Genomic DNA, 21,048 nt, shown 5'->3' on the forward strand with positions numbered 1-21,048 from the left:
TAGGTGTCGGCGCCTCCTCCTCCGCCACGCGCGCCGACGGCGCTGGGCCGACCGCTGGTGAAGGTGCTGCCGGCCGCTCCGCCGTCTCCGCCCGCGCCGCCCCCGCCACCGCCGAGGGGACTCTGGCTTCCGGCGCCGGCCACGACGATGCCGAACGTCGTGCCCGCCGTGACGGGGAACGTGCACTGGGTGTACGCGCCGCTTCCGCCGGACCCGCCTGCTCCGCCGCCGCTTCCCCCCGCACCCCCGCCGCCTCCGCCACCGGAGATGGGGCCGGCGATCAGCGGCGGGTAGCTTCCCCCGCCACCTCCTCCACCCCCTCCGCCGCCCGCGCCTCCGCCCGCCCCGGCACCGCCCCGTCCCCATGCACGGACGGTCACCTCGGTCACCCCGGCCGGGACCGTGAACGTCTCGAACCCCGGACCAAAGCCCTGCTCGCCATGGAGGGCCGCAGCCCGTGCACCGGGTGCTGCCTTGGCCAGGCTGCACGGCAGCACGGCCATGGCAGCGGTCAGACCGACGATTCTGCGACGCAGGGAAGCCCTGCCACGACGACAGGTGCGCATAGCTGTCATAGTCCACAGTTCCCCGTACTTCGCCGCACCGACACCGCCGCCAGGGCTGAAGCACTCGAACGTGGTACCAGGACAGCGAAAGCGAAATTCCACAACAGGCTTTGGGGCACGTGGTGTTGAGGAACCTGCGGTCAGTCCGACTCGGCGTCCGCACCGCAGCCGGTGTCCGCGACGAGCACCGCGGCCGTAGCCGCAGTAGACCTGACACCCCTGCCGCCTCGATCCGGTACGCCGAGGCGTCGACTCGCGACGTCCCTTTCCTCCTGCCGCAGTTGCGTGATGCCGACGAGCCGGACCTGTTGCGTCCGCATCTGGCCAGGCCGGTGAAACGCTGACCTCGCGCAGCGAGTTGACGAGATCGGGGTACCGTCCTCGCGGCCGAGCCTGGCCGGAGGGCGCACGGGCAGGTTCTCCGGGCCGGCCCGCCGACGGCCACCAGCCAGTAGGACCTCATGGCCCACCCTCTGGCGAGCCGGCCCGGGTGTCGGCCCGGGTGAACCGTTCGGCCGACCTGCATGGCGGCGCGTCATCGGACGGCACACGATGGACGGGCGGTCGGCGGCACGTCCCGAACAAGGGGCAGCGCTCGCCGGTATGCGCCGTACCCGACGACGCGCGGCACCACGTCGGGCCTCCGGGACGTCGTTCGTGAAGGCCAACGCAGTGCGCGGCGGCCTGCGGACGAGCAGTCCCGCAGCGTCCGGGCGGGCACGGTGCGCACCAACCCGCAACAGCATTCTCCGGCCGTCCCGTTGGTCTCCAATATTCGCACCACACCGCCTCACAGGAGTGTCCATGACCAGCACCTCCCTGCGCACCGGGCTGGCGGCTCTCGCGGCCGCCGCGCTCCTCACCATCGGCGTCCCCGCCACCGCCCTGGCCCTTCCCACCGGTACCGTGTCGGCCGCCGCCGCGGAAGAGGACGCCCCCGCCACGTGTGCGCTGTGCCTCTACCTCATAAGCGGGGCCGAGGAGCGGATCGACAACGGTGCCAGCCCCGAGCAGGCGCTGGACCAGGCCGTCGCAGCCCTGCCAGCATCGCTCCGGCCCGCCGGGCAGGCCCTGGTCGACACCTACCGCGACAGGATCCTGGACCTCCTGAAAGCCGGCTTCAGCCCCCAGGACATCTGCCTTCATCTCGGCCTGTGCGCTCCGTCTTCCGGCCGGTCCTGCCCAGCGACCTGACCCTTCCCGCCCCGGGGGCGAGGGCCTGGAGTCGGTCCGGCCGGCTAACCAGGCCCTCACCGGCAGCTCGCCAATGACCGGCAGCCCCACCATCAGCGGCAACGACGGCAGTGCCTTCCCCCTCTGACTAACGCGGGGGCAAGCAGCACCGGACACCAGCATCATCGCCCGCCGGGGCCGGTCACCCACGGCGCCCGGCTCCCGGCGGGCCGCCACGGCCAGACCCAGGATCCGCAGCGTAGAAGGGCATCACGTTCATGCATGCCGACGCCATCGCCTTCGCCGAATACGGCTCGCCCGACGTCCTCAAGCCGGCCAGCACCGACGTGTCCGATCCCGGGCCGGGCCAGGTCCGCATCACCCTGCGTGCCGTGGGCGTCAATCCGCTGGACGCCAAACTCCGCAGCGGCTCGATGGCCTCGGTCATGCCCCTGCGCCTTCCCCACATCCCGGGTCTGGAATTCGCCGGAACCATCGAGACCGCCGGCCTCGACGTACCCGATCTCCCGCCCGGTACCGCCGTCTTCGGCACCGCCCCCCTCACCTACGCCGGCCTCGCCCTGGCCGACGCCACCCAGCTCACGCCCATCCCTGAAGGCATGGACTATCCGCAGGCCGCAGCGCTTCCCGTGCCCGCAGAAGCGGCCTGGCGCGCGCTGGAGGAACTCGGTGTGGCCGACGGCCAGACCCTGCTCGTCCACGGCGCCGCCGGAAGCGTCGGCAGCCTCGCCGTCCAATTCGCCCTCGCTCGCGGGGTGCGCGTCATCGGGACCGCTTCCGCGGCCGCCCAGTCCTTCGTCACCGGCCTCGGCGCACACGCCGTCACCTATGGCGCGGGCATGGCCGAGCGTGTACGCGCCCTCGCCCCCGACGGCGTCGACAGGGTCCTGGACACCTCGGGCGCCGATGTCCTGGGTGACTCGGTCGACCTCACGGGCGATCCCTCCCGCGTCCTCAGCCTCGTCGACCCGGTGGCCGCCCAGACCCATGGGGTCCGCTTCTCGGCGGGAGGCCCGGGTGAGACCCGCACCGCCGCTGCCCTGAACGCCGCCGCCGCCCTGTACGCCGACGGCAACCTCACCCAGCGGATCCACGGGCAGATGCCGCTGGCCGAAGCCGCCCGGGCACACCGCGCCATCGAGGCGGGCGGCCTGAACGGAAAGATCGTCCTGACCACCTGAGAACTACGCGCCGCAGCAGACACAGTGGGGGCACAAAGAGCCCCTGCACCGGCCCCGGACGCCGACAGATGCCAACGGGCATGCGCGTCGGACGCCGGCAGCGGTGACGGTGGTTGCGACGATCGCTCGGGGCCGCCCTGACCCGCTCAACGCATCACGTCGAGGAACGCGACGGGCAGGATCGGAAACGGGCTCAGGTCCAGGACCTGGGTCTGGGCCTTGTCACGGTGAGGTCAGGGCAAGAACGGCGGAGCCGCCGGCCCCTGAGATGGCGCCCTCCCCGAATGCGCACTGCACCGAAGTGGCCCCCGTGTAATCGAGAGGCAGTGCGATCTTCGTAGCGGCGGCGCCTTCGTAGCGGCCGGCGGTGACCATGCCGGTGAAGGTGCCGCCGGCGAGAGGCCCGACCGCGATGCCCCACCGCACGGTGCTCGTGCTGCGGTCACTCCAGGTGATGATCTCGTCGAACGGGACATAGCGCTCGGCGTAGCAGGTTGCCGTGGAGCTGATCGTGAACGCACTCGATCCGGAAGGAACGGCCCCGTTGCACGTCGCGTAGGTGTACTGGGCGGCGTAGTTGACGGCCTGCGGCTGGAGGGGCGCCGTCACCGCGGGGGTGAGCCCGGCGGTGAATGTGCCCGTGCATCGCACGTCCAGCGGTGCCTGAGCGTTGGCCGGTGAACTCGCCGGGACCAGGACCAGCCCGCAGGCCAGTGCCACGGCCCCGGCCAGACCGGTGAGGCGGGAAACCACGGATCGAGACAGAACGGCGTCCATCGGACCTCCAGGCGATAAGACCCGAAACCACATTTCGCGCTCACCATGACACGGAACGTAACCGCCCGGAAGTAGCGCTGGTGGCACAACGGCGCGGACAGCCCCGCGGACCCGCGCGCACCCCGGCGTACACACCGCGAACGCGGGTGCGCCACACCCGACCCACACGCGCCGCGGCGGTACGGGCGGCAGCGGCGCGGGCCCGCTCGGCCGGCGGACCGAAAATGTCAGCCAGCCGGTGCGGCCGCCGTCCATTCGAGAAGCACCGCGCCAGGCCCTCCTGGAGCACCCGGGGTGCCGCTGTCCCCCGCCCGGCCGGGCAGACCGCTCGCCGGACTGCCGCCCGGGCGCCTACCGCCCTGGCCGCCGGCTCCGCTGTCGCCACCGTAGCCCCCACCGCCCCCGGAGCCTCCCGCCCCGAAGGAGTACGGGGCCGATGCGGTGGCCGTGCCGCCCGCCCCACCGGCACCAGGAGCGCCCCCGACCCGACCTCCGCCGCCCGCCCCTGGGCCGATGTTGATGATCGGCCCGTTCCCGTTGCCTCCCCGTAGGCCGCCAACTCCCGCCAGACCGGCGATACCGGCCTCTCCGCGAACGATCAAGGAATTGGTTCCGGGACAGACGGACCCCGGCGTCGCCTCGGTGGGCGCCCCCCTGCCTCCGCCGCCTGCGCCGCCGCCGGGCTCACCGCTGCCGGGCCCCTCGAAGACGGCGCCGGCGCCGTCACCTCCCGTACCACCGCCGCCACCCCCACCCGCGTGACCGCCTGCGCCGCTCTTCGCCCTGACCGTTGTGAGGCCCGCGCCGGCCAGGATGACGCTGCTGTCGAAGACCGGCGTCGGCCTCAGGGTCTCGCCACCGCCAAGGCCGTTGCCTCCACCCGAGCCATTGTCGTCGTTGCCGACCCCGCCCAGACCACCCGCTCCGCCCGCGCCGCCGACGGTTCCGCCCGCCGGACCCGCGACCCTCACGTTGACGAGCGCCCCACCACGGACAGCAAGGGTGCAGGTGACGAAGTCACCCGCCTGCCCGCCCTGCCCGCCACCGCCTCCCCCACCGCTGCCACCGCCACCGCCACCCGCACCGTCCTCCGAACCACCGGCCCGCTCCCCGCCGCCCCCACCGCCGCCGCCACCGCCACCGCCACCCCCGCCACCGGGACCGCCCGGCCCCCAGACCGAGACAGTCAGCGCGCTCACCCCCATCGGCACACGGAAGTTGTATCCACCAGGCGTGGTGTACAGCGCCACTGACACGGACTCTGCGACGACACCGCCCGCCGCCAGCGGACCGACCGCACGCGCCGGCAAAGCCACGCCCGCGACCGTCCAGCCCAACGCCAGCGCCCCCACCGCACTCACACCGCGCACCCCGGTCCGCCGGCCCCGTACCCGCACCGGCCGTTCTCCCACGTCGCCCACCACATACGGATCACCCATGACATCACCCTTCCAATACAGATAAACCACCACAGACAACTCCCCGCCCATCCTGCCCAAACGGCCGGACCCGCAAGCGCACAGCGCCCCCGTCCGGCCGACCCACCCCGCCGACGGCCAGCACCGGCCAGCCGGTGGTCACCGACGCCGCCTTCACGGCGCGGCAGGCCGCCGAGCGGATCCGTGACGAGCGCCGGGCCAGCGCCTACCAGCGCCTCCTCGCCAGCGAGGAAGCCGAGACGGAGGCCGGCGCGGTCTACGACAGCGTGCGCGCCAGCGCCCCCGTGGGCACCAGGTGGCGGAGAGGGCCGCCGAGGAGGCCCGCCACCGCACCGCCGAGTACCTGCTGGGTCAAAAACTCGGGCAGCTGCGGGTACTCCGGGCCAGAGCAGCGGCGGGGCGCGGCCCGCGGCGGGCAGGATAAAGGCGGTGATGGCGTCAACTACTGCCGATCTTCTGGACGTTGCCGCCTGCCGGCGGCCCCACGCGAGCTGGGGAGCCCCGATACGGTGCTGTGGTGCAGTTCGTCTGCGTCAGAGGTTGAGGCATGACTGGTGCGGACGCCGTCGCGGCGGCGACGAAGGCCGCCGACTCGGCCCGGGACGCTGTGGCCGAGTTCCTGCTCGCGGCGCGGCTGAAGCAGCCGCGCGAGCAGGCCGTCGCCCGCACCAGACAGGCCGCGGCCGCGCCGTGGACGGACCGGCCGCCCGAGCTCGCCGCGCGCCTGCTGGACGACGACGCCACCGGGGTGCTGCTCGCATGACCGAGCTGAGCGGTGTCGACCCGCCCGCCAGGCCCTGGTCGCAGCCTGGGAGGCGGCGAGGAAGAACGACGCCACCACCAGGAAGCCGAAGCGGCGCACAACCACCGTCGTCCGCCGTGACGGACGCGAGCCGCTCGGGCTCGGCGCGGCGATCGGGATGATGACCGAGCGCGGCCTGACCGCCCCGGCCGCCAGGGGCAACGTCCTCGCCCGGTTCGACGCCATCCTCGCTGCGGCCGTCCCCGAACTCATCGGCCGGATCCAGGCAGCAGGCTTCGACGAGGACACCGGCGGCCTGGGCGTCGTTCCCGACGTCCAGGCCGCCGGCGCGAAGTTACGCTGGAGCGCCCTGAAGCTGATGGCGACAGCAAACCAGGCGGTGCCGGAGGCGAACGTCCGCGCCCTGCACGTCCTGGCGTCCGCGCCGTGAAGGCTGGCCCCGCCGCAGCGGCCGCCCCGGGCCCCGCACAAGCACTCGTCGGTGCCTTCAGGAATCGAAGGGTCGGTGTCGTCGCTCCTGGTCGGCGATGGAGGCCGGAGTGCGGTACGGCTCGATCGTCAGGTCGCCGGAGTCGAAGCGGGATCCGGAAAAGCCCAGCCCCTGGTAGCGCTTGCTCACTCGATGGAACTCGCAGATTCCGGTGTGCAGGTGCACGATCTCCGGTACGTAACGCCGCACGGCGGCGTGCTCGCCCAGCGCCGACCCGAGAATTCGATCGCGGATCCCGACAAGGTGGCGCTGCAGCACCTCGCACCTGCCCGCGAGCGCGTCGACGGCCTCCTGCAGATCCAGGTGTTCGTCGCGCATGACGAGCCAGACCGCGTTGAGGGGATCCCGTTCGGCCGCCTCCTTGCGCAGGGAGTAGAGATCACCGAACAGGACCGTGAGGTCGAAAGCCGTGTCCCGCAGCGCCGTGAGGTCCGGATGCCCGGCCGGTCCGCCGCTCATGTCGATGCCGAGGGCGTATTCGGTCAAGGCGGCCATCCAGTCGAGAAAGAAGTCGACTCGGCGCAATACCAGGTACTGATCGAGACTGAGCGCGTCCACCTGGAGTGCCGGCCGGGCGGCCAGGTTCTCGATCTGTTTCCGGATGGCCGTGACGAGCCGCGCCCCGGCCGCCGGGCGGACATCGGCCAGCACGGAAGCGAGCACCTCGGAGAACAGCTTCGCCAGAGGGGCTCCGGCGCGCGGCGCGGCGCCGTCGAGCACGTTCAGGTGGTCCTCGCGCAGCACGGCACACTGGTCGTCGTTGTCCAGGACGTCCGGCCGTGCGAATTCGTCGTCGAGCATGGCGATGTGTTCCAGGGCGCGTTGGAGGTGGAAGATCCGGTCGCCCTCGGCATGCGGCCAGCAGAGGCTGGCGAGAACGGGAACCCGGTGCGCGGCGAAGGCGGCGACCGCCTCGGCATTCCCGTAGTGCGCTTCGAGGTACGGCTGGTCCGCGATCCGGGTGCGGCGCTCGGCCTCGTCGCCGCCGGGGTGCCGCAGGACCGGAAGCGTCAACTCGACCGGGGGCAGGTGCACCGTGGTGCCGAAGGACGGCATGACCGCCCTGGTCCGGCGCGACTGATCGGACCTGGTCGCGGGTCCGAACGTGGCGATCAGGCTGGAGACGGCGACCTGGCCGGTGCGCAGTGCGGAGCTCCAGTTCCGGGCGTGGTCGGCGAGTTCGGCGAAGACCTTGGGGCGATCCGCGCCGGGATAGTGCCGCGCCACGTTCGCGCCTATGTCGGTCAGCCAGCGGATCGAGTCGCCGGCCGAGGGAAGCTGCCGCAGGTCGCGGAGCACGAAGCCGTGACGGTCGAGCGCTCGGGTGAGGTCGGTGACGGTCTTGCGGTGTCCGCTGGCGAGCCGGTCGTCCGGATCGGGTATCGCGGAGCGGTACCGATCGAGATCGGCGTAGGTGTGCTCGGAAATCACCACTGTGCCGCCCGGGCTCATCCGGCGCGCGAGGCCGGCGAGGGTCTCCTCCAGGATCTCCGGGCTGAGGTGGACGATGGCGCCGCGCAGCAGGACCAGGTCGTAGTGCTCGTCGGGGTCGGGCAGCCGGTCGACGTCCCGCGCAGCGCACAGGTACAGGTTGACCCGGCCGGCCAAGCCGGCCCGAGCGAGCCGCCGGGCCGCGTGGTCCAGCTGCGGCCGGCTGACGTTGACGATGTCGAGCCGCGGGCAGTTTGGGAACCGGGTGGCGAGGTGCGAGGTCGCCGTGCCCCAGCCGGGGCCGAGTTCGAGAACGCGACGGGGAGGCTCGATCCCGGCGAGGTCGAGCTGGATCTCGAAGTGTCGCGCACCGGCCTCGTCGAGGCTCGTCCCTTGGTCGTAGACGCCGAACTGGAACCACATCGCCTCCCCGATGACCGGCCGCCACCGGTCCGGCGGGTCTTGGTAGACGCGTTCGACGGCGGCCTGGTAGGGATCCGGGGTCGGCCCGCTGATCGGGACGATTGGGATCGCGGCGGGCGTGTCCTGCACGGTGGTGCTCCCTTCAGGTCGCGAGGGTGACCGGGAGGTGGTTCAGCCCGCGGAAGACGGTGGTGGTGTGCCAGTCCAGCCGGTCGGGAGGGACCGCCAGGCGCAGTGCGGGCAGCACGGTGAGGGCCACCTCGGCTTCGAGCAGGGCGAGCGGGGCGCCGAGGCAGCGGTGGATGCCGTGCCCGAAGGAGAGGTGCCCGCCGCCGGTCCTGGTGATGTCGAGCCGGTCCGGGTCGGGGAACCGCCGCGGATCCCGGTTGGCCGGCCCGAGCCCCGCGAGGACGACTTCGCCCGCCGGGACGGTGACGTGGCCGAGCTGGACCGGCACGGTGGTGAACCGGTGTGTCGCCAGGTACACCGGGCTCTCGTAGCGGAGGAGTTCGTGCACCGTGCCGGGGACGAGCCCGGCGTCGGTCCGGATCAGGTCGTACTGCTGGGGGTGGGTCAGCAGACAGAACGTGCCGTTGCCGATCAGATTCGCCGTGGTTTCGTGGCCGGCGACCAGTAACGCGTAGGCCATGGCGACCAGTTCGGTTCTGGTGAGCCGTTCCCCGTCGCCGGGAGCGTTGACGAGCGCGGCCAGCAGATCGTCGGTGCCCTCGCCGCGCTTGGCACGGACGATCCGGGAGAGAACCTCGGCCATTTTGTTGGCCGCGGCGGTGTGGGCCGTGGTTCCGGAAGCGGCCGACCGCAACCGGGACCACGCCGCCCGGAAACCCGGCCGGTCCTCGTTCGGCACGCCGAGCAGCTCGCAGATGACGGTGAACGGCAGCGGAACCGCGAAGTCCGCGATGAGGTCTGCCGGGCCGTCGGCCCGGCGCATGCGGTGAACGAGGCGCTCGGCGACGCTTTCGATGCGCGGGCGCAGCGCCGCGACCCTCGCCGTGGTGAACGCACTGACGATCAGCCGACGCAGCCGGGTGTGCTCCGGCGGATCGGTGAACGCGATCATCCGGTCGATCTCGTGCACCGTTCCCGGCCGCTTGAGGGCTGCCCGGAGGCCGTCGGCGTCCTTGCCCATCGTCGGATCGTCGAGCACCGCCCGCGTGTCCTGGTACCCCGTGGTGATCCACAGGCCGGTGCCGTCGGGCGTGAGCACCTTGTGCGCGGGGTCCCGTGCGCGTAAGGCCGCCAGGGGCCGGTACGGATCACGGGCGAAGTCGTCGCCGAAGATCGGCGGAGAGTTCCGGTCCCCCACGTGAGAAGCCACCACCTTCCGTGGGAGCATCGGTTCAGTGTTCGTCCCGGCGTGCGACCACGCTGTAGGCGGAGACCTGATCGGTCAGCAGGGCCACGGACATGTTCAGGGCGGTGACCCGTAGATCCTCCAGCGCCCCGGTGACGCCGTCGGGAAACCAGGTCTCGATGTTGCTGCGGGTTTCGAGAAACCAGTGCGCCACGTCGGTGTTGGAGGGCAGCACCCGCATGTCCTCGATCGTGAAGCCCGCGCCCTCGATGGCGCCGGCGAAGTACGCCGGGCTCTTGCGATTGCCGCAGGCCAGCCGGTCTACCTCGTCGGGGATCGCGGACTCGTAGCCCTCCGGGGACTTGAACAGTGTGTCCGAGATGACCAGGAGTGCGCCGGGAGCGGTCCGGCGGGCCAGCGCGGCCAGGCATGTCTCGTAGGTGTCGCGCGGGAAGTGGGTGAAGACCCCACGGGCGACGACCAGGTCGTAAGGGTGACCCCGGTCGGGGATCAGGTCTACGTCCCGGCCATTGCACAGGTAGAGCCGGGTACGGTCGGTGAGTCGGTGGCCGGCCAGGTACCGGGCGCAGTAGTCGAGTTGCTGGGGGCTGATGTTGATGCCGTCGATCAGCGGGCACTGGGGGAACCGGTCGGCGAGGTCCCGCATGATGTAACCCCAGCCGCACCCGAGGTCGAGAATCCGGCGCAGCGGGGGACGGCTGGTTGCCGTGAGCCCGGCCAGTTCGAGCTGTCGTTCGAAGAACCGTATGCCGGCTTCGTCGAGCGACACGGGGCGAGGGGAATCCGGGTGGTTGTAGACGCCCCACTCGAAGAGCAGGTGTTCGCCGAGCACCTTGTGCCAGTCCGCCGGGTCGTCCTCGTAGGTGCGGACGACCTTCTCCTCGTAGGGATCAAGCACACCGCCTCGGACGACGCTGTATTCCGGAGTCGTCTTACTCTTTCCGTCCATGGGCACTCCGCCGCGGAAAAGAAGGACAGGCGGTTACCGTACTTCTCGTATGTTCTCGTTGCTTGCCGCGGCCGGTATCGGTGTTCTCTCCGTCGGCTTGAATGCGCGCTGATCGATCTGGCCGCCTTCATCATTTTCTGGCGAGGCCGTGGTGATGAAATCTTGAGCCCGACCATGGGTCAGGTCCGGGCCGATGCGGGCCTGAGGGCCCGGAGTTACCGGTGATCTCGGGACGTCCCGGCCTCCGGATGCACGATGAGTCGGGGTCGTCATGCGACAACTCGGAGTGTAATCCCGCACGTTGCCGGATGCCAGCACTCCGGCCACCCGGAAAGGCAAGGGGAACCAGCGGGAAATTCACGGACGTCGGAGCGTTGGTCCGGCGTACCAGGTGGCTCCGCACTCCGGGCAGCGAGGCCGGGGCCGGGGGAGCTGTCGTCCTTCCAGCAGGGCCTTGTACACCTCGATGGCGGCGAGGCGGGCCCGCTGCCGTACGCCAGGCTCGCGTACGGCAGCGGGCCGAGCAGTACTGCCGTGAGTGTCGGCTCCTAGTAGAAGGCGACCGACCAGGCGTGCGGCACCGTACGGACGTAGGTCGGCAGCAGAATGTCGACGAGGTCCTTGCAGGCCAGGTCCGAGTACACGTAGGCGATGCTGTCGGTGGCGTTGACGATCGTGGCGGGGTCGCCTGGCCAGTTGCTCGCGTGGCAGCCGGTGGGGTTCTCCCAGCGGCCACCGTTGAAGATCAGAACTCCGTTCGCGGCCGAGGCCGACTGAGTCGCCCCGAGCGTGAGCGCAACACTCGCGCCGAGTACTCCGAGTGCGGTGGCAATACGCCGCATGCACATCTCCCTTGAATCGAACCCTCAGTGCCGCCCCGTGCCAGAGCGGCGGGACGGCACCTGGACGATCCGAGCCTGCCGGGCACCCCGTCCGCGCCGCCACAATATCCAGGTACTTCGGGACGCTGGAACGCGGAAACACCCGTTGACCAGGGCAGCCGCAAGCAGCCTGGAACGCGGGCTGGAACGCCTGGGCGCTCCATCAGTCCCTCTGGCGGACAGGGCACTCGGGACCCGGCCTGCCGACGCCCTGACCTCGGCCGGGGGCACCTGTCTCTGGGCGGCGCGAGATGCTGGTGCCCTGCTAGCCGGTCGCCTCTGCGGTCCAGGCCGGGCGTCGAGGTTGCGTCGGCCCTTGGTGCCCGGTTGCCGCGGTGTCGTTGCGGCAACCGGGCATGTGTCACCTGTGATTGCGTGTGCGGCGGCCGGTGTGCGGGGGCCGCGTCGGCATCACCCGATGGTGCACGGCGTCAGCTCGTCCGTGCTGACGGGTAGGACGCCAGCGAAGACACCGGAATCAAGATGGCCCCGGCACAGAGCATCCGGTCCTCCCCCGGCCGCGCATCCGCGAAAGAGACAGCCAGTACTCGCCGCGTCCGCGCCCATGCGCCGTCCGCCGTGGCTCCCTTCGGCGAAGAGCTGCGGCCCACCCGGGGCACCGGGTAGCGTACGGCTCATCATCCCTGGAGGGATCGCATCACCCCGCGTGGCCTTCTCAGCATGCGCGTTTCGTGTCCGCGCCCGCTCTCCAAAAGGGATTTCCGATGGCCTCCCCTTGCGTTCCTCCCGCCCGGCCGAGGCAGCGGCCGACCGCACGGCTTGTTGCTGAACCGCGCCGCGACGTAGGCGCACAGCGCACCACCATTTACCGCGCGGCCACGGCTCCGCGACCACCGGGACTGTCAGCCGGTCGCCCGCGCCGGGGGTGCCGGGCTGCGGCGACGGAGGCTCAAGTGGCGGCGGGTCGACGACCGTGATCGCGGTCGAGCTGGGCCACGACGTGGCGGTGGTCCACCGCGCGCACCGCCGTCTGACCGCGCCCGGAGACAACGAGGGGGCCGGTTCGCGAACGAGCAGGCCGGCGGCGAAGCGGTGACCGCGGCGGTGGAGGTCATGGTGCCGGCGGTGCCCGAGGGTGCGCGGCCGGGGGCGTGCTGGCGTCGTACGGTCGCGGCGGTGAACCGGGGACAGCGCGGCGGGTACGCGGTACGCGGCGAGCACCTGCCGGCCGGGGTCGCCGTGCTCCTGGCGGTGGGCACGCTGGTGATCGCGGTGGACCGCCGCACGACCGGGCCGGCGCTGCCGCGCCGGCGCGGAGCACGGCCCCGCGCGCCGGAGGATGCCGAGGTGACGGTGTGGCTGGTCGAACTCGGCGAAGCGGGTGGGGAGTCGGGCGGACTGCGGGAGGTGCGGCGGCACTACCGGCAGGCCGTGAGCGCCTGCGGTCCGACCACCCTGGCGGCCCTGGAGCGGCTGCTCGGCGAGCACCCGCCGCCCGCCGCCGGGGGTGCGGGCGAGGGCGGCGGGCCGGGCGTGGAGGTGCGGCGCCCGGCGGCCGGGCGGTGCCGCTGGTGCGCGGAGCCGGTGCGGGAGCACGCCGGCCACCAGGCCGACGCTCATGGCGAGGGGGTGGAGCACTGGCTGACCTGCCCGCCGCGCCGGGCGCGGGACGGCGCGGTGTGCGTGCTGTACGGGCGGACCGTGGTCGGCTCCGATGCCGGCGAGTACCTCGTACGCGGTCCCGGGGGCCCGGCCGAAGCGGTGTGGGAGACCCGGCATCCGCCGTTCCGGCGCTGCGCGGACCAACCGGCGCGCACCTTGTCCTGCACCGAAGTCTGCGCCGAACTCCAGGAGATAGGGCTGCCGTTCGATCAGGCGACCGTCTACCGGACCCTGGAGACCTTCACGGAGGTGGGCTTGGCGCACGCCGTGCACGGCCCGGGGCCCAAGCGCTACGGCGTCAGTCCCGAACCGCACCATCACGCCGTGTGTGAGGAATGTGGTCGCGTACAGGATGTCGCGATCGCCCACATGGGTGACACCGTGGAACGGATCACCGAACTGACCGGTCTGCGCGCCGGTGCGGGGGGCTCGCTGCTGCTTTACGGCCGGTGTGCGCAGTGCAGCGAGTAAGTGAGCCCCTGTCACGGGTGCGGGACGCCGCCGTCGGAACGGACGCTGTCAAGGCATGACGACGTCCCGCACCCGGCCGATGGCGGGGTACCGCTTCAGCACCCCAGCCGGTCGGCCTTCGTTGAATCTAGTCGTTATTGCGAGCCGTTCGCAATAAGCCGAGCGCTCACTCGTCGCCCTCGAGGTTGCCCTCGGTCTCCAGGTACACCTGCCGGAGTTCGTCCAGGACCGCCGGATCGGGCTTCGCCCACATCCCCCGCGACTCCGCCTCCAGCAGTCGCTCCGCGATGCCGTGCAGGGCCCAGGGGTTCGCCTGCTGAAGGAATTCCCGGTTGGCCGGGTCCAGGACGTACGTCTCGGTGAGCTTGTCGTACATCCAGTCGGCGACCACGCCGGTCGTGGCGTCGTAGCCGAACAAGTAGTCGACCGTGGCTGCGAGTTCGAAGGCGCCCTTGTAGCCGTGGCGGCGCATGGCCTCGATCCACTTGGGGTTGACGACCCGGGCGCGGAAGACGCGGGAGGTCTCCTCCACGAGGGTGCGGGTGCGGACCGTCTCGGGGCGGGTGGAGTCGCCGATGTACGCCTCGGGGGCCGTGCCGCGCAGGGCCCGGACGGTGGCCACCATGCCGCCGTGGTACTGGAAGTAGTCGTCGGAGTCGGCGATGTCGTGCTCGCGGGTGTCGGTGTTCTTGGCCGCGACCGCGATCCGCTTGTACGCCGTCTCCATCTCCTCTCGGGCCGGGCGGCCGTCGAGTTCACGACCGTAGGCGTAGCCGCCCCAGACGGTGTAGACCTCGGCGAGGTCGGCGTCGGTGCGCCAGTCGCGCGAATCGATGAGCTGGAGCAGGCCGGCGCCGTACGTTCCGGGGCGGGATCCGAAGATGCGGGTTGTGGCCCGGCGTTCGTCGCCATGGGCCGCCAGGTCGGCCTGTACGTGGGTCCGGACGTGGTTGATCTCGGCCGGTTCGTCCAGGGAGGCGGCGAGGCGCACGGCGTCGTCCAGGAGTCCGATGGTGTGCGGGAAGGCATCGCGGAAGAAGCCGGAGATGCGCAGGGTGACGTCGATACGGGGACGGCCCAGCTCCTCGTACGGGATGGGCTCGAGGCCGGTCACACGGCGCGAGGCGTCGTCCCAGACGGGGCGGATGCCGAGCAGGGCGAGGGCCTCGGCCACGTCGTCGCCGGCGGTGCGCATGGCACTGGTGCCCCACAGGGACAGGCCGACGGAGGTGGGCCAGCCACCGTTGTCGGTGCGGTAGCGCTCCAGCAGTGAGTCGGCGAGGGCCTGGCCGGTCTCCCAGGCGAGGCGGGAAGGGACGGCCTTGGGGTCGACGGAGTAGAAGTTGCGGCCCGTCGGCAGGACGTTGACCAGGCCGCGCAACGGGGAGCCGGACGGACCCGCCGGGACGAAGCCGCCTGCCAGTGCGTGCACCGTGTGGTGGAGTTCGGCGTTGGTCGCCGCCAGACGCGGGACGACTTCGCGAGCGGCGAAGTCCAGGACGGCGCGGACCTGTTCGCCGTGTTCAGTGGGTACGGCGGCCGGGTCCCAGTCCGCATCCTCCATCGCCTGGACCAGGGCACGGGCCTGTTCCTCGGCGGCGTCCGCTGTCGTGCGGGTCGCGGCGGACTCGTCCAGGCCGAGGGCTTCGCGCAGGCCGGGGAGGGCCTTGGTGCCGCCCCAGATCTGGCGGGCGCGGAGGATGGCGAGGACCAGGTTGACGCGGTCGGCGCCGCCGGGCGGGTTGCCGAGGACGTGGAGGCCGTCGCGGATCTGGGCGTCCTTGACCTCGCACAGCCAGCCGTCGACGTGGAGGAGGAAGTCGTCGAAGCCGTCGTCGTCGGGCCGGTCCTCCAGGCCGAGGTCGTGGTCCAGCTTCGCCGCCTGGATGAGGGTCCAGATCTGGGCGCGGATGGCGGGCAGCTTGGCCGGGTCCATCGAGGAGATCTGCGCGTACTCGTCGAGGAGTTGCTCCAGGCGCGCGATGTCGCCGTAGGAGTCGGCCCGGGCCATCGGCGGGACGAGGTGGTCGACGAGGGTGGCGTGGACGCGTCGCTTGGCCTGGGTGCCCTCGCCGGGGTCGTTGACCAGGAAGGGGTAGATCAGTGGCAGGTCGCCGAGGGCCGCGTCTGGGGCGCAGGCGGCGGACAGGCCGGCGTTCTTTCCGGGCAGCCACTCCAGGTTGCCGTGCTTGCCGAGGTGGATCATCGCGTCGGCGCCGAAGCCGCCCTCCTTCTGCGGGGCGGCGATCCAGCGGTAGGCCGCCAGGTAGTGGTGGGACGGCGGGAGGTCCGGGTCGTGGTAGATGGCGATGGGGTTCTCGCCGAAGCCGCGCGGGGGCTGGATGAGGATGAGCAGGTTGCCGAAGCGCAGGGCCGCGAGGACGATGTCTCCCTCCCGGTTGCGGCTGCGGTCGACGAACATCTCGCCCGGCGCCGGGCCCCAGTGCTCCTCCACCGCCGTCCGCAGTTCCTTGGGAAGCGTCGCGAACCAGCGCCGGTAGTCGGCGGCCGGGATCCGGATCGGGTTGCGAGCCAGCTGCCCCTCGGTGAGCCAGTCCTGGTCGTGACCGCCCGCCTCGATGAGCGCGCGGATCAGTTCGTCACCGTCACCGGAGGCCAGGCCGGGGATGTCCGCGTCGGAGCCGAAGTCGTAACCCTCGTCGCGCAGGCGCCTGAGCAGGGCTACGGCGCTGGCGGGGGTGTCCAGGCCGACCGCGTTGCCGATCCGGGAGTGCTTGGTGGGGTACGCCGACAGGACGAGGGCCAGGCGCTTTTGGGCGGGCGGGATGTGGCGGAGGCGGGCGTGGCGTACGGCGGTTCCGGCGACCCGGGCCGCACGCTCGGGATCGGCGACGTAGGCCGGGAGTCCGTCGGCGTCGATCTCCTTGAAGGAGAACGGCACGGTGATCAGGCGGCCGTCGAACTCGGGGACCGCGATCTGGCTGGCCGCGTCCAGCGGGGAGACGCCCTCGTCGTTCTCCTCCCAGGTGGTGCGGGACCCGGTCAGGCACAGGGCCTGGAGGATGGGGACGTCGAGCGAGGTGAGCGCGCCCGCGTCCCAGGACTCGTCGTCGCCGCCGGCCGATGCCTGGGCCGGCTTGGTGCCTCCGGCCGCCAGGACCGTGGTGACGATGGCGTCGGCGGCCCGGAGTTCGGCGATCAACTCCGGCTCGGGCGCGCGCAGGGAGGCGACATACAAGGGAAGCGGCCGGCCACCGGCGTCCTCGATGGCGTCACAGAGGGCATGCACGAAGGCCGTGTTGCCGCTCATGTGGTGGGCGCGGTAGTAGAGCACGGCGATGGTCGGACCGTCGGCCGACCGGTCCGGGCGCTCCAGTGGGCCCCAGGTCGGAGCGGGTGCCGGGGCGTCGAAGCCGTGTCCGGTGAGAAGGACGGTGTCCGATAGGAAACGCGCGAGCTGTTCGAGGTTGGCGGGGCCGCCGTGGGCGAGGTAGGCGTGGGCTTCCGCGGCGATACCGACCGGGACGGTGGACGCGGCCATCAGCTGGGCGTCGGGGGCCTGTTCGCCGGTCAGGACGATCACCGGGCGTCCGTCGGCGAGCAGCAGGTCGATGCCGTCCTGCCAGGCGCGGATGCCGCCCAGGAGGCGTACGACGACCAGGTCCACGCCGTCGAGGAGGGCCGGGAGGTCGTCCAGGGTGAGACGGGCAGGGTTGGCGAAACGGTAGCCGACCGGGCCGTCGGCCGCGCGGGCGCTGAGCAGGTCCGTGTCGGACGTCGACAGGAGCAGGATCTCGTGGGTGTGCGGGGCTCGCTCCCCGGACGGAGTGGGCATGCGTCGCCTGGCCTTCCTCGGGGTCCGCGCCCCGGGCGGTGTCGGAATGGGCTCCCCCTCGGACCAAGCCGAGGGCAAGGGAAGGGAGTTCCTGGCTCACCCGGCCTGGGGAGGCCGAGATCACAGTGGCGGGACCGCGCCGGATTCACACCGGCTTCCTCTCCTGTCGCCGTGATGGCGGTTCGTGGACCGGGTGATCCACTGGGGAGCATAGTAAGGGTCACTGGAACAGCGCGGGGCATACATCCCACATGATCGTAGGTATGCTCACCGCCATGCCCACGGCAGCCCTTCCTTCAACACCCCAGGCCACACCGGCCACACGGGAGCGCGGTGACGCCTGCCCCGGAGCGCTGCGCCTGCACACGGCGGACGACGGGGCCCTTGCCCGTATCCGGCTCCCCGGCGGAGTTCTGACGCTCGGACAGGCCGAAGCGCTCGGCCGCGCCGCCCGGCGACTAGGTGACGGCGACCTGCACCTGACGTCGCGTGGCAACGTGCAGCTGCGCGGCTTGGCCGCCGGGTGCGGCGGGGAGTTGGCGGAGGCGCTGGACGCGGCCGGCCTGCTTCCCTCGCGGGAGCACGAGCGGGTGCGCAACGTCGTCGCCTCGCCCCTTTCCGGCCTGGACGGCGCAGGCTTGCAGGACGTACGGCCCTGGCTGGCAGCCCTGGACGCCGCGTTGTGCGCCAGCGATGCCGCCAGGGGGCTGTCGGGGCGGTTCTTGTTCGCTCTGGACGACGGGCGCGGTGACGTGGCGGGCCTCGGCGCCGACGTCACGGTGCGCGCGGTCGGGGACGACGCGGCGTGGCTCACCCCCGGGTCGGTCCGGGTGGCCGCCGCTGATGCGCCGCTCGCGGCAGTGGCGGCCGCCGAGACCTTCCTGGAGGCCGCACAGTCGCACGGCGTGCGCACCTGGAGGGTGTCCGACCTCCCGATGCCGGCAGGCGAGTTGGACAGTCTGATCCGCGATCGGCTGACAGCCGCGGGCATCGCACACGAAGGCGGTCCCGAGCCGGTCGGTTCGGCCGACGGGCCGCCCCCGGGAGCCGTCGGCGCAGCCCTGTCCGTGCACGTCCCGCTGGGGCGGCTTACGGCCCGCCAGTGGGAGGAGTTGACGCTGGTCGCCGGCGTCGAGCTGCGGCTGACTCCATGGCGTGGGGTCGTCGTCCCGCACGAAGGCACCACCGCGCGGTCCGCCGAGGCGCTCGCACGTCTCGGTGCGGCCGGCCTGGTGACCGATCCCGCGTCCCCCTGGCTGCGTGTGGGCGCTTGCATCGGCCGCCCCGGATGCGGGAAGGCGCACGCCGACGTCCGGGCGGACGCGGCGCGGACGCTCGAAGCGACGGGCCGCCCAGCCCTCCCCCTGTACTGGTCCGGGTGTGAACGGCGCTGCGGGCACCCGAGTGGTGCCCACATCGATGTGCTCGCGACACCGGACGGCGGGTACCGCCTGTCGGCCGCCGCGCCAGCCGGGAGCGGGCGCACCGTGTCCGCAGCAGATCCTTCCCGGATACCCGCCGCCCTGGCGGCGATCACCTCATGACCCGCACGACGACCGAAAGCAGTGAGAAGACCACCGTGACCACCCACGTCTACGAGAAGGACGGTGCGGCCATCTACCGCCAGTCCTTCGCCACCATCCGCGCTGAGGCGGATCTCGCGGGTCTGCCCGCCGATGTCAGCCAGGTCGCGGTACGCATGATCCACGCCTGCGGAATGGTCGACCTGGTCGAGGATCTGGCCTACACGCCCGCGGTGGTGGCCCGGGCCCGCGAAGCCCTGCGTGCCGGCGCCCCGATCCTGTGCGACGTGCAGATGGTGGCCAGCGGCGTGACCCGCAAGCGGCTGCCCGCCGGGAACGACGTCCTGTGCACTCTGTCCGACCCAGCCGTCCCGGAGCTGGCGCAGAAGATGGGCACCACGCGCAGCGCCGCGGCGCTGGAGCTGTGGCGGGACCGGTTGGAGGGCGCGGTCGTCGCCGTCGGCAACGCACCTACCGCCCTCTTCCGCCTCCTGGAGATGATCGAGGAGGGCGCGCCCCGGCCCACCGCCGTCATCGGCGTCCCGGTCGGCTTCGTCGGCGCGGCCGAGTCCAAGGACGCCCTGGCCGCGCACCCCTCCGGCCTGGAGTACCTGGTGGTCCGCGGCCGCCGCGGCGGCAGCGCCATCGCGGCCGCCGCACTCAACGCGATCGCGAGCGAGGAAGAGTGAGCGGCAAGCTGTACGGGGTCGGCCTGGGCCCCGGTGACCCCACCCTGATGACCGTACGGGCCGTCGAGGTCATCGCCGAGGCGGACGTGGTCGCGTACCACAGCGCCCGGCACGGGCGTTCCATCGCCCGGTCGATCGCGGCGAAGCACATTCGCGCCGACCACATCGAGGAAGCGCTGGTCTACCCGGTCACCACGGAGACCACCGACCACCCCGGCGGCTACAAGGGCGCCATGGAGGAGTTCTACGCCGAGGCGTCGGCCAGGCTCGCGTCCCACCTGGACGCCGGGCGCACGGTGGCCGTGCTGGCCGAGGGCGATCCCCTCTTCTACGGCTCCTACATGCACATGCACAAGCGGCTGGTCGACCGCTACGACACCGAGGTCATCCCTGGTGTCACCTCCGTGTCGGCCGCCGCGGCCCGACTGGGCGCGCCGCTCGCCGAGGGCGAGGAGGTGCTGACGATCCTGCCGGGCACCCTGCCCGAGGAGGAGCTGACGGCCCGGCTCGCCACGACGGACGCCGCGGTGGTGATGAAGCTCGGCCGCACCTTCCCCAAGGTGCGCCGCGCGCTGGAGAGTTCGGGACGCCTGGCCGAGGCCCGGTATGTAGAGCGGGCCACCATGAGCCAGGAGCGCGTCGCCGAACTGGCGGACGTGGACGCTCAGTCGGTGCCGTATTTCTCCGTGGCCGTGTTGCCCAGTCAGGTGGACGCCGAGCGGCCCGTACGGGAGCGGGGCGAGGTGGTCGTGGTCGGGACGGGTCCGGCCGGTCCGCTGTGGCTGACACCCGAGACGCGGGGCGCGCTGGCCGCCGCCGATGACCTGGTCGGCTACACCACCTACCTGGACCGGGTGCCCGAGCAGCCGGGCCAGGCCCGGCACGGCTCGGACAACCGCGTGGAGGCCGAGCGCGCCGAGTTCGCGCTGCAACTGGCCCGGAAGGGGCGTCGAGTGGCCGTGGTCTCCGGTGGCGACCCGGGAGTGTTCGCGATGGCCACTGCGGTCCTGGAAGTGGCCTCGCAGCCCCAGTACCTGGATGTGCCGGTGCGGGTGCTGCCGGGTGTGACCGCCGCCAACGCTGCCGCGGCACGGGCCGGGGCCCCGCTCGGACACGACTACGCCGCTCTCTCCCTCTCCGACCGGCTCAAGCCGTGGGAGGTGATCGCGGAGCGACTGCGGGCAGCGGCCTCGGCGGACCTGGTGCTGGCCCTGTACAACCCGGGCTCGCGTAGCCGTACCTGGCAGGTGGGCAAGGCGCAGGAGCTGCTGCTGGAGTACCGGGCGCCCGAGACGCCGGTGGTGGTCGCCCGGGATGTCGGTGGCCCGGGCGAGCGGGTGCGGATCGTGCGGCTGGACGAGCTGGATCCCGCCGAGGTCGACATGCGCACCATCCTGCTGATCGGTTCCTCGCAGACCCAGGTGGTACGGCGGGGAGACGGTGAAGAGATCGTCTGGACGCCGCGCCGGTATCCGGAGGCGTGAGAGGTGAGCGGTGCCGCACCGTGCGGGCGGCA

General features: G+C 72.0%; 14 protein-coding genes and 1 riboswitch. Of the genes, 8 read left to right on the top strand and 6 right to left on the bottom strand.

The features are described from left to right. The first annotated feature begins 1,370 nt into the window (after positions 1–1,370). Entirely contained in the window at positions 1,371–1,760 is a 390-nt protein-coding gene (locus tag GHR20_RS03515; RefSeq protein WP_153812174.1) for a saposin domain-containing protein, read from the top strand. A 257-nt stretch (positions 1,761–2,017) separates the two neighbouring features. Beyond that, the gene (locus tag GHR20_RS03520) at positions 2,018–2,941 is read left to right on the top strand and encodes an NADP-dependent oxidoreductase (protein WP_153812175.1); all 924 of its coding nucleotides are present in this window, start codon (positions 2,018–2,020) and stop codon (positions 2,939–2,941) included. Positions 2,942–3,163: 222 nt separating this feature from the next. Here GHR20_RS03520 and GHR20_RS03525 read toward each other — a convergent pair whose 3' ends face one another. Next, positions 3,164–3,718, bottom strand: a complete 555-nt coding sequence (locus GHR20_RS03525; RefSeq protein WP_153812176.1) for a hypothetical protein — start codon at positions 3,716–3,718, stop codon at positions 3,164–3,166. Positions 3,719–5,704: 1,986 nt separating this feature from the next. Here GHR20_RS03525 and GHR20_RS03530 point away from each other — a divergent pair. Continuing rightward, positions 5,705–5,920: a hypothetical protein gene (locus tag GHR20_RS03530; RefSeq protein WP_194858787.1), complete on the top strand. Its 216-nt coding sequence runs from the start codon at positions 5,705–5,707 to the stop codon at positions 5,918–5,920. A gap of 160 nt (positions 5,921–6,080) precedes the next feature. Then, complete coding sequence (locus GHR20_RS36685; RefSeq protein WP_194858788.1) at positions 6,081–6,350, top strand: hypothetical protein; 270 nt, start codon at positions 6,081–6,083, stop codon at positions 6,348–6,350. 57 nt (positions 6,351–6,407) lie between these two features. Here GHR20_RS36685 and GHR20_RS37065 read toward each other — a convergent pair whose 3' ends face one another. The 4 genes from GHR20_RS37065 to GHR20_RS03555 form a co-directional block, all read right to left on the bottom strand. Further along, complete coding sequence (locus GHR20_RS37065; RefSeq protein WP_208446834.1) at positions 6,408–8,393, bottom strand: methyltransferase domain-containing protein; 1,986 nt, start codon at positions 8,391–8,393, stop codon at positions 6,408–6,410. Between the two features lie 13 nt (positions 8,394–8,406). Further along, positions 8,407–9,591: a cytochrome P450 gene (locus GHR20_RS03545; RefSeq protein ID WP_208446835.1), complete on the bottom strand. Its 1,185-nt coding sequence runs from the start codon at positions 9,589–9,591 to the stop codon at positions 8,407–8,409. Positions 9,592–9,625: 34 nt separating this feature from the next. Beyond that, entirely contained in the window at positions 9,626–10,549 is a 924-nt protein-coding gene (locus GHR20_RS03550; RefSeq protein ID WP_153812178.1) for a class I SAM-dependent methyltransferase, read from the bottom strand. Positions 10,550–11,097: 548 nt separating this feature from the next. Further along, entirely contained in the window at positions 11,098–11,391 is a 294-nt protein-coding gene (locus tag GHR20_RS03555) for a hypothetical protein (RefSeq protein ID WP_153812179.1), read from the bottom strand. A 1,176-nt stretch (positions 11,392–12,567) separates the two neighbouring features. Here GHR20_RS03555 and GHR20_RS03560 point away from each other — a divergent pair. After that, positions 12,568–13,524, top strand: a complete 957-nt coding sequence (locus GHR20_RS03560) for a transcriptional repressor (protein WP_243877904.1) — start codon at positions 12,568–12,570, stop codon at positions 13,522–13,524. A gap of 166 nt (positions 13,525–13,690) precedes the next feature. On the opposite strand, the gene cobN is transcribed toward GHR20_RS03560, so the two are convergent. Beyond that, positions 13,691–17,320, bottom strand: coding sequence for a cobaltochelatase subunit CobN (cobN, locus tag GHR20_RS03565; protein WP_153812180.1), 3,630 nt, complete (start codon positions 17,318–17,320; stop codon positions 13,691–13,693). An 85-nt stretch (positions 17,321–17,405) separates the two neighbouring features. After that, a riboswitch (cobalamin riboswitch) is annotated at positions 17,406–17,482 on the bottom strand. Positions 17,483–17,595: 113 nt separating this feature from the next. Between cobN and cobG the strand changes: the two genes are divergently transcribed. The 3 genes from cobG to GHR20_RS03580 are packed head-to-tail and all read left to right on the top strand — an operon-like array spanning position 17,596 to position 21,016. Next, positions 17,596–18,864 (top strand): precorrin-3B synthase, encoded by a 1,269-nt coding sequence (gene cobG, locus GHR20_RS03570; RefSeq protein ID WP_243877906.1) that lies wholly within the window; start codon positions 17,596–17,598, stop codon positions 18,862–18,864. After that, positions 18,861–19,532 (top strand): precorrin-8X methylmutase, encoded by a 672-nt coding sequence (locus tag GHR20_RS03575; protein WP_194858789.1) that lies wholly within the window; start codon positions 18,861–18,863, stop codon positions 19,530–19,532. The genes cobG and GHR20_RS03575 overlap by 4 nt, the downstream gene beginning before the upstream one ends. Continuing rightward, positions 19,529–21,016 (top strand): precorrin-2 C(20)-methyltransferase, encoded by a 1,488-nt coding sequence (locus GHR20_RS03580; protein ID WP_153812182.1) that lies wholly within the window; start codon positions 19,529–19,531, stop codon positions 21,014–21,016. Before GHR20_RS03575 ends, GHR20_RS03580 begins: the two co-directional genes overlap by 4 nt. The last annotated feature ends 32 nt before the right edge of the window (positions 21,017–21,048 follow it).

The sequence above is a fragment of the Streptomyces sp. SUK 48 genome (genome assembly GCF_009650765.1).
GTDB lineage: Bacteria > Actinomycetota > Actinomycetes > Streptomycetales > Streptomycetaceae > Streptomyces.

Excerpts from the sequence above, each read along its gene's own strand:
- cobG (WP_243877906.1), top strand. The coding sequence starts at position 17,596 with ATGCCCACGGCAGCCCTTCCTTCAACACCCCAGGCCACACCGGCCACA.
- cobN (WP_153812180.1), bottom strand. The coding sequence starts at position 17,320 with ATGCCCACTCCGTCCGGGGAGCGAGCCCCGCACACCCACGAGATCCTG.
- GHR20_RS36685 (WP_194858788.1), top strand. The coding sequence starts at position 6,081 with ATGACCGAGCGCGGCCTGACCGCCCCGGCCGCCAGGGGCAACGTCCTC.
- GHR20_RS03550 (WP_153812178.1), bottom strand. The coding sequence starts at position 10,549 with ATGGACGGAAAGAGTAAGACGACTCCGGAATACAGCGTCGTCCGAGGC.
- GHR20_RS03520 (WP_153812175.1), top strand. The coding sequence starts at position 2,018 with ATGCATGCCGACGCCATCGCCTTCGCCGAATACGGCTCGCCCGACGTC.
- GHR20_RS03525 (WP_153812176.1), bottom strand. The coding sequence starts at position 3,718 with ATGGACGCCGTTCTGTCTCGATCCGTGGTTTCCCGCCTCACCGGTCTG.
- GHR20_RS03575 (WP_194858789.1), top strand. The coding sequence starts at position 18,861 with ATGACCCGCACGACGACCGAAAGCAGTGAGAAGACCACCGTGACCACC.
- GHR20_RS03530 (WP_194858787.1), top strand. The coding sequence starts at position 5,705 with ATGACTGGTGCGGACGCCGTCGCGGCGGCGACGAAGGCCGCCGACTCG.
- GHR20_RS03555 (WP_153812179.1), bottom strand. The coding sequence starts at position 11,391 with ATGCGGCGTATTGCCACCGCACTCGGAGTACTCGGCGCGAGTGTTGCG.
- GHR20_RS03515 (WP_153812174.1), top strand. The coding sequence starts at position 1,371 with ATGACCAGCACCTCCCTGCGCACCGGGCTGGCGGCTCTCGCGGCCGCC.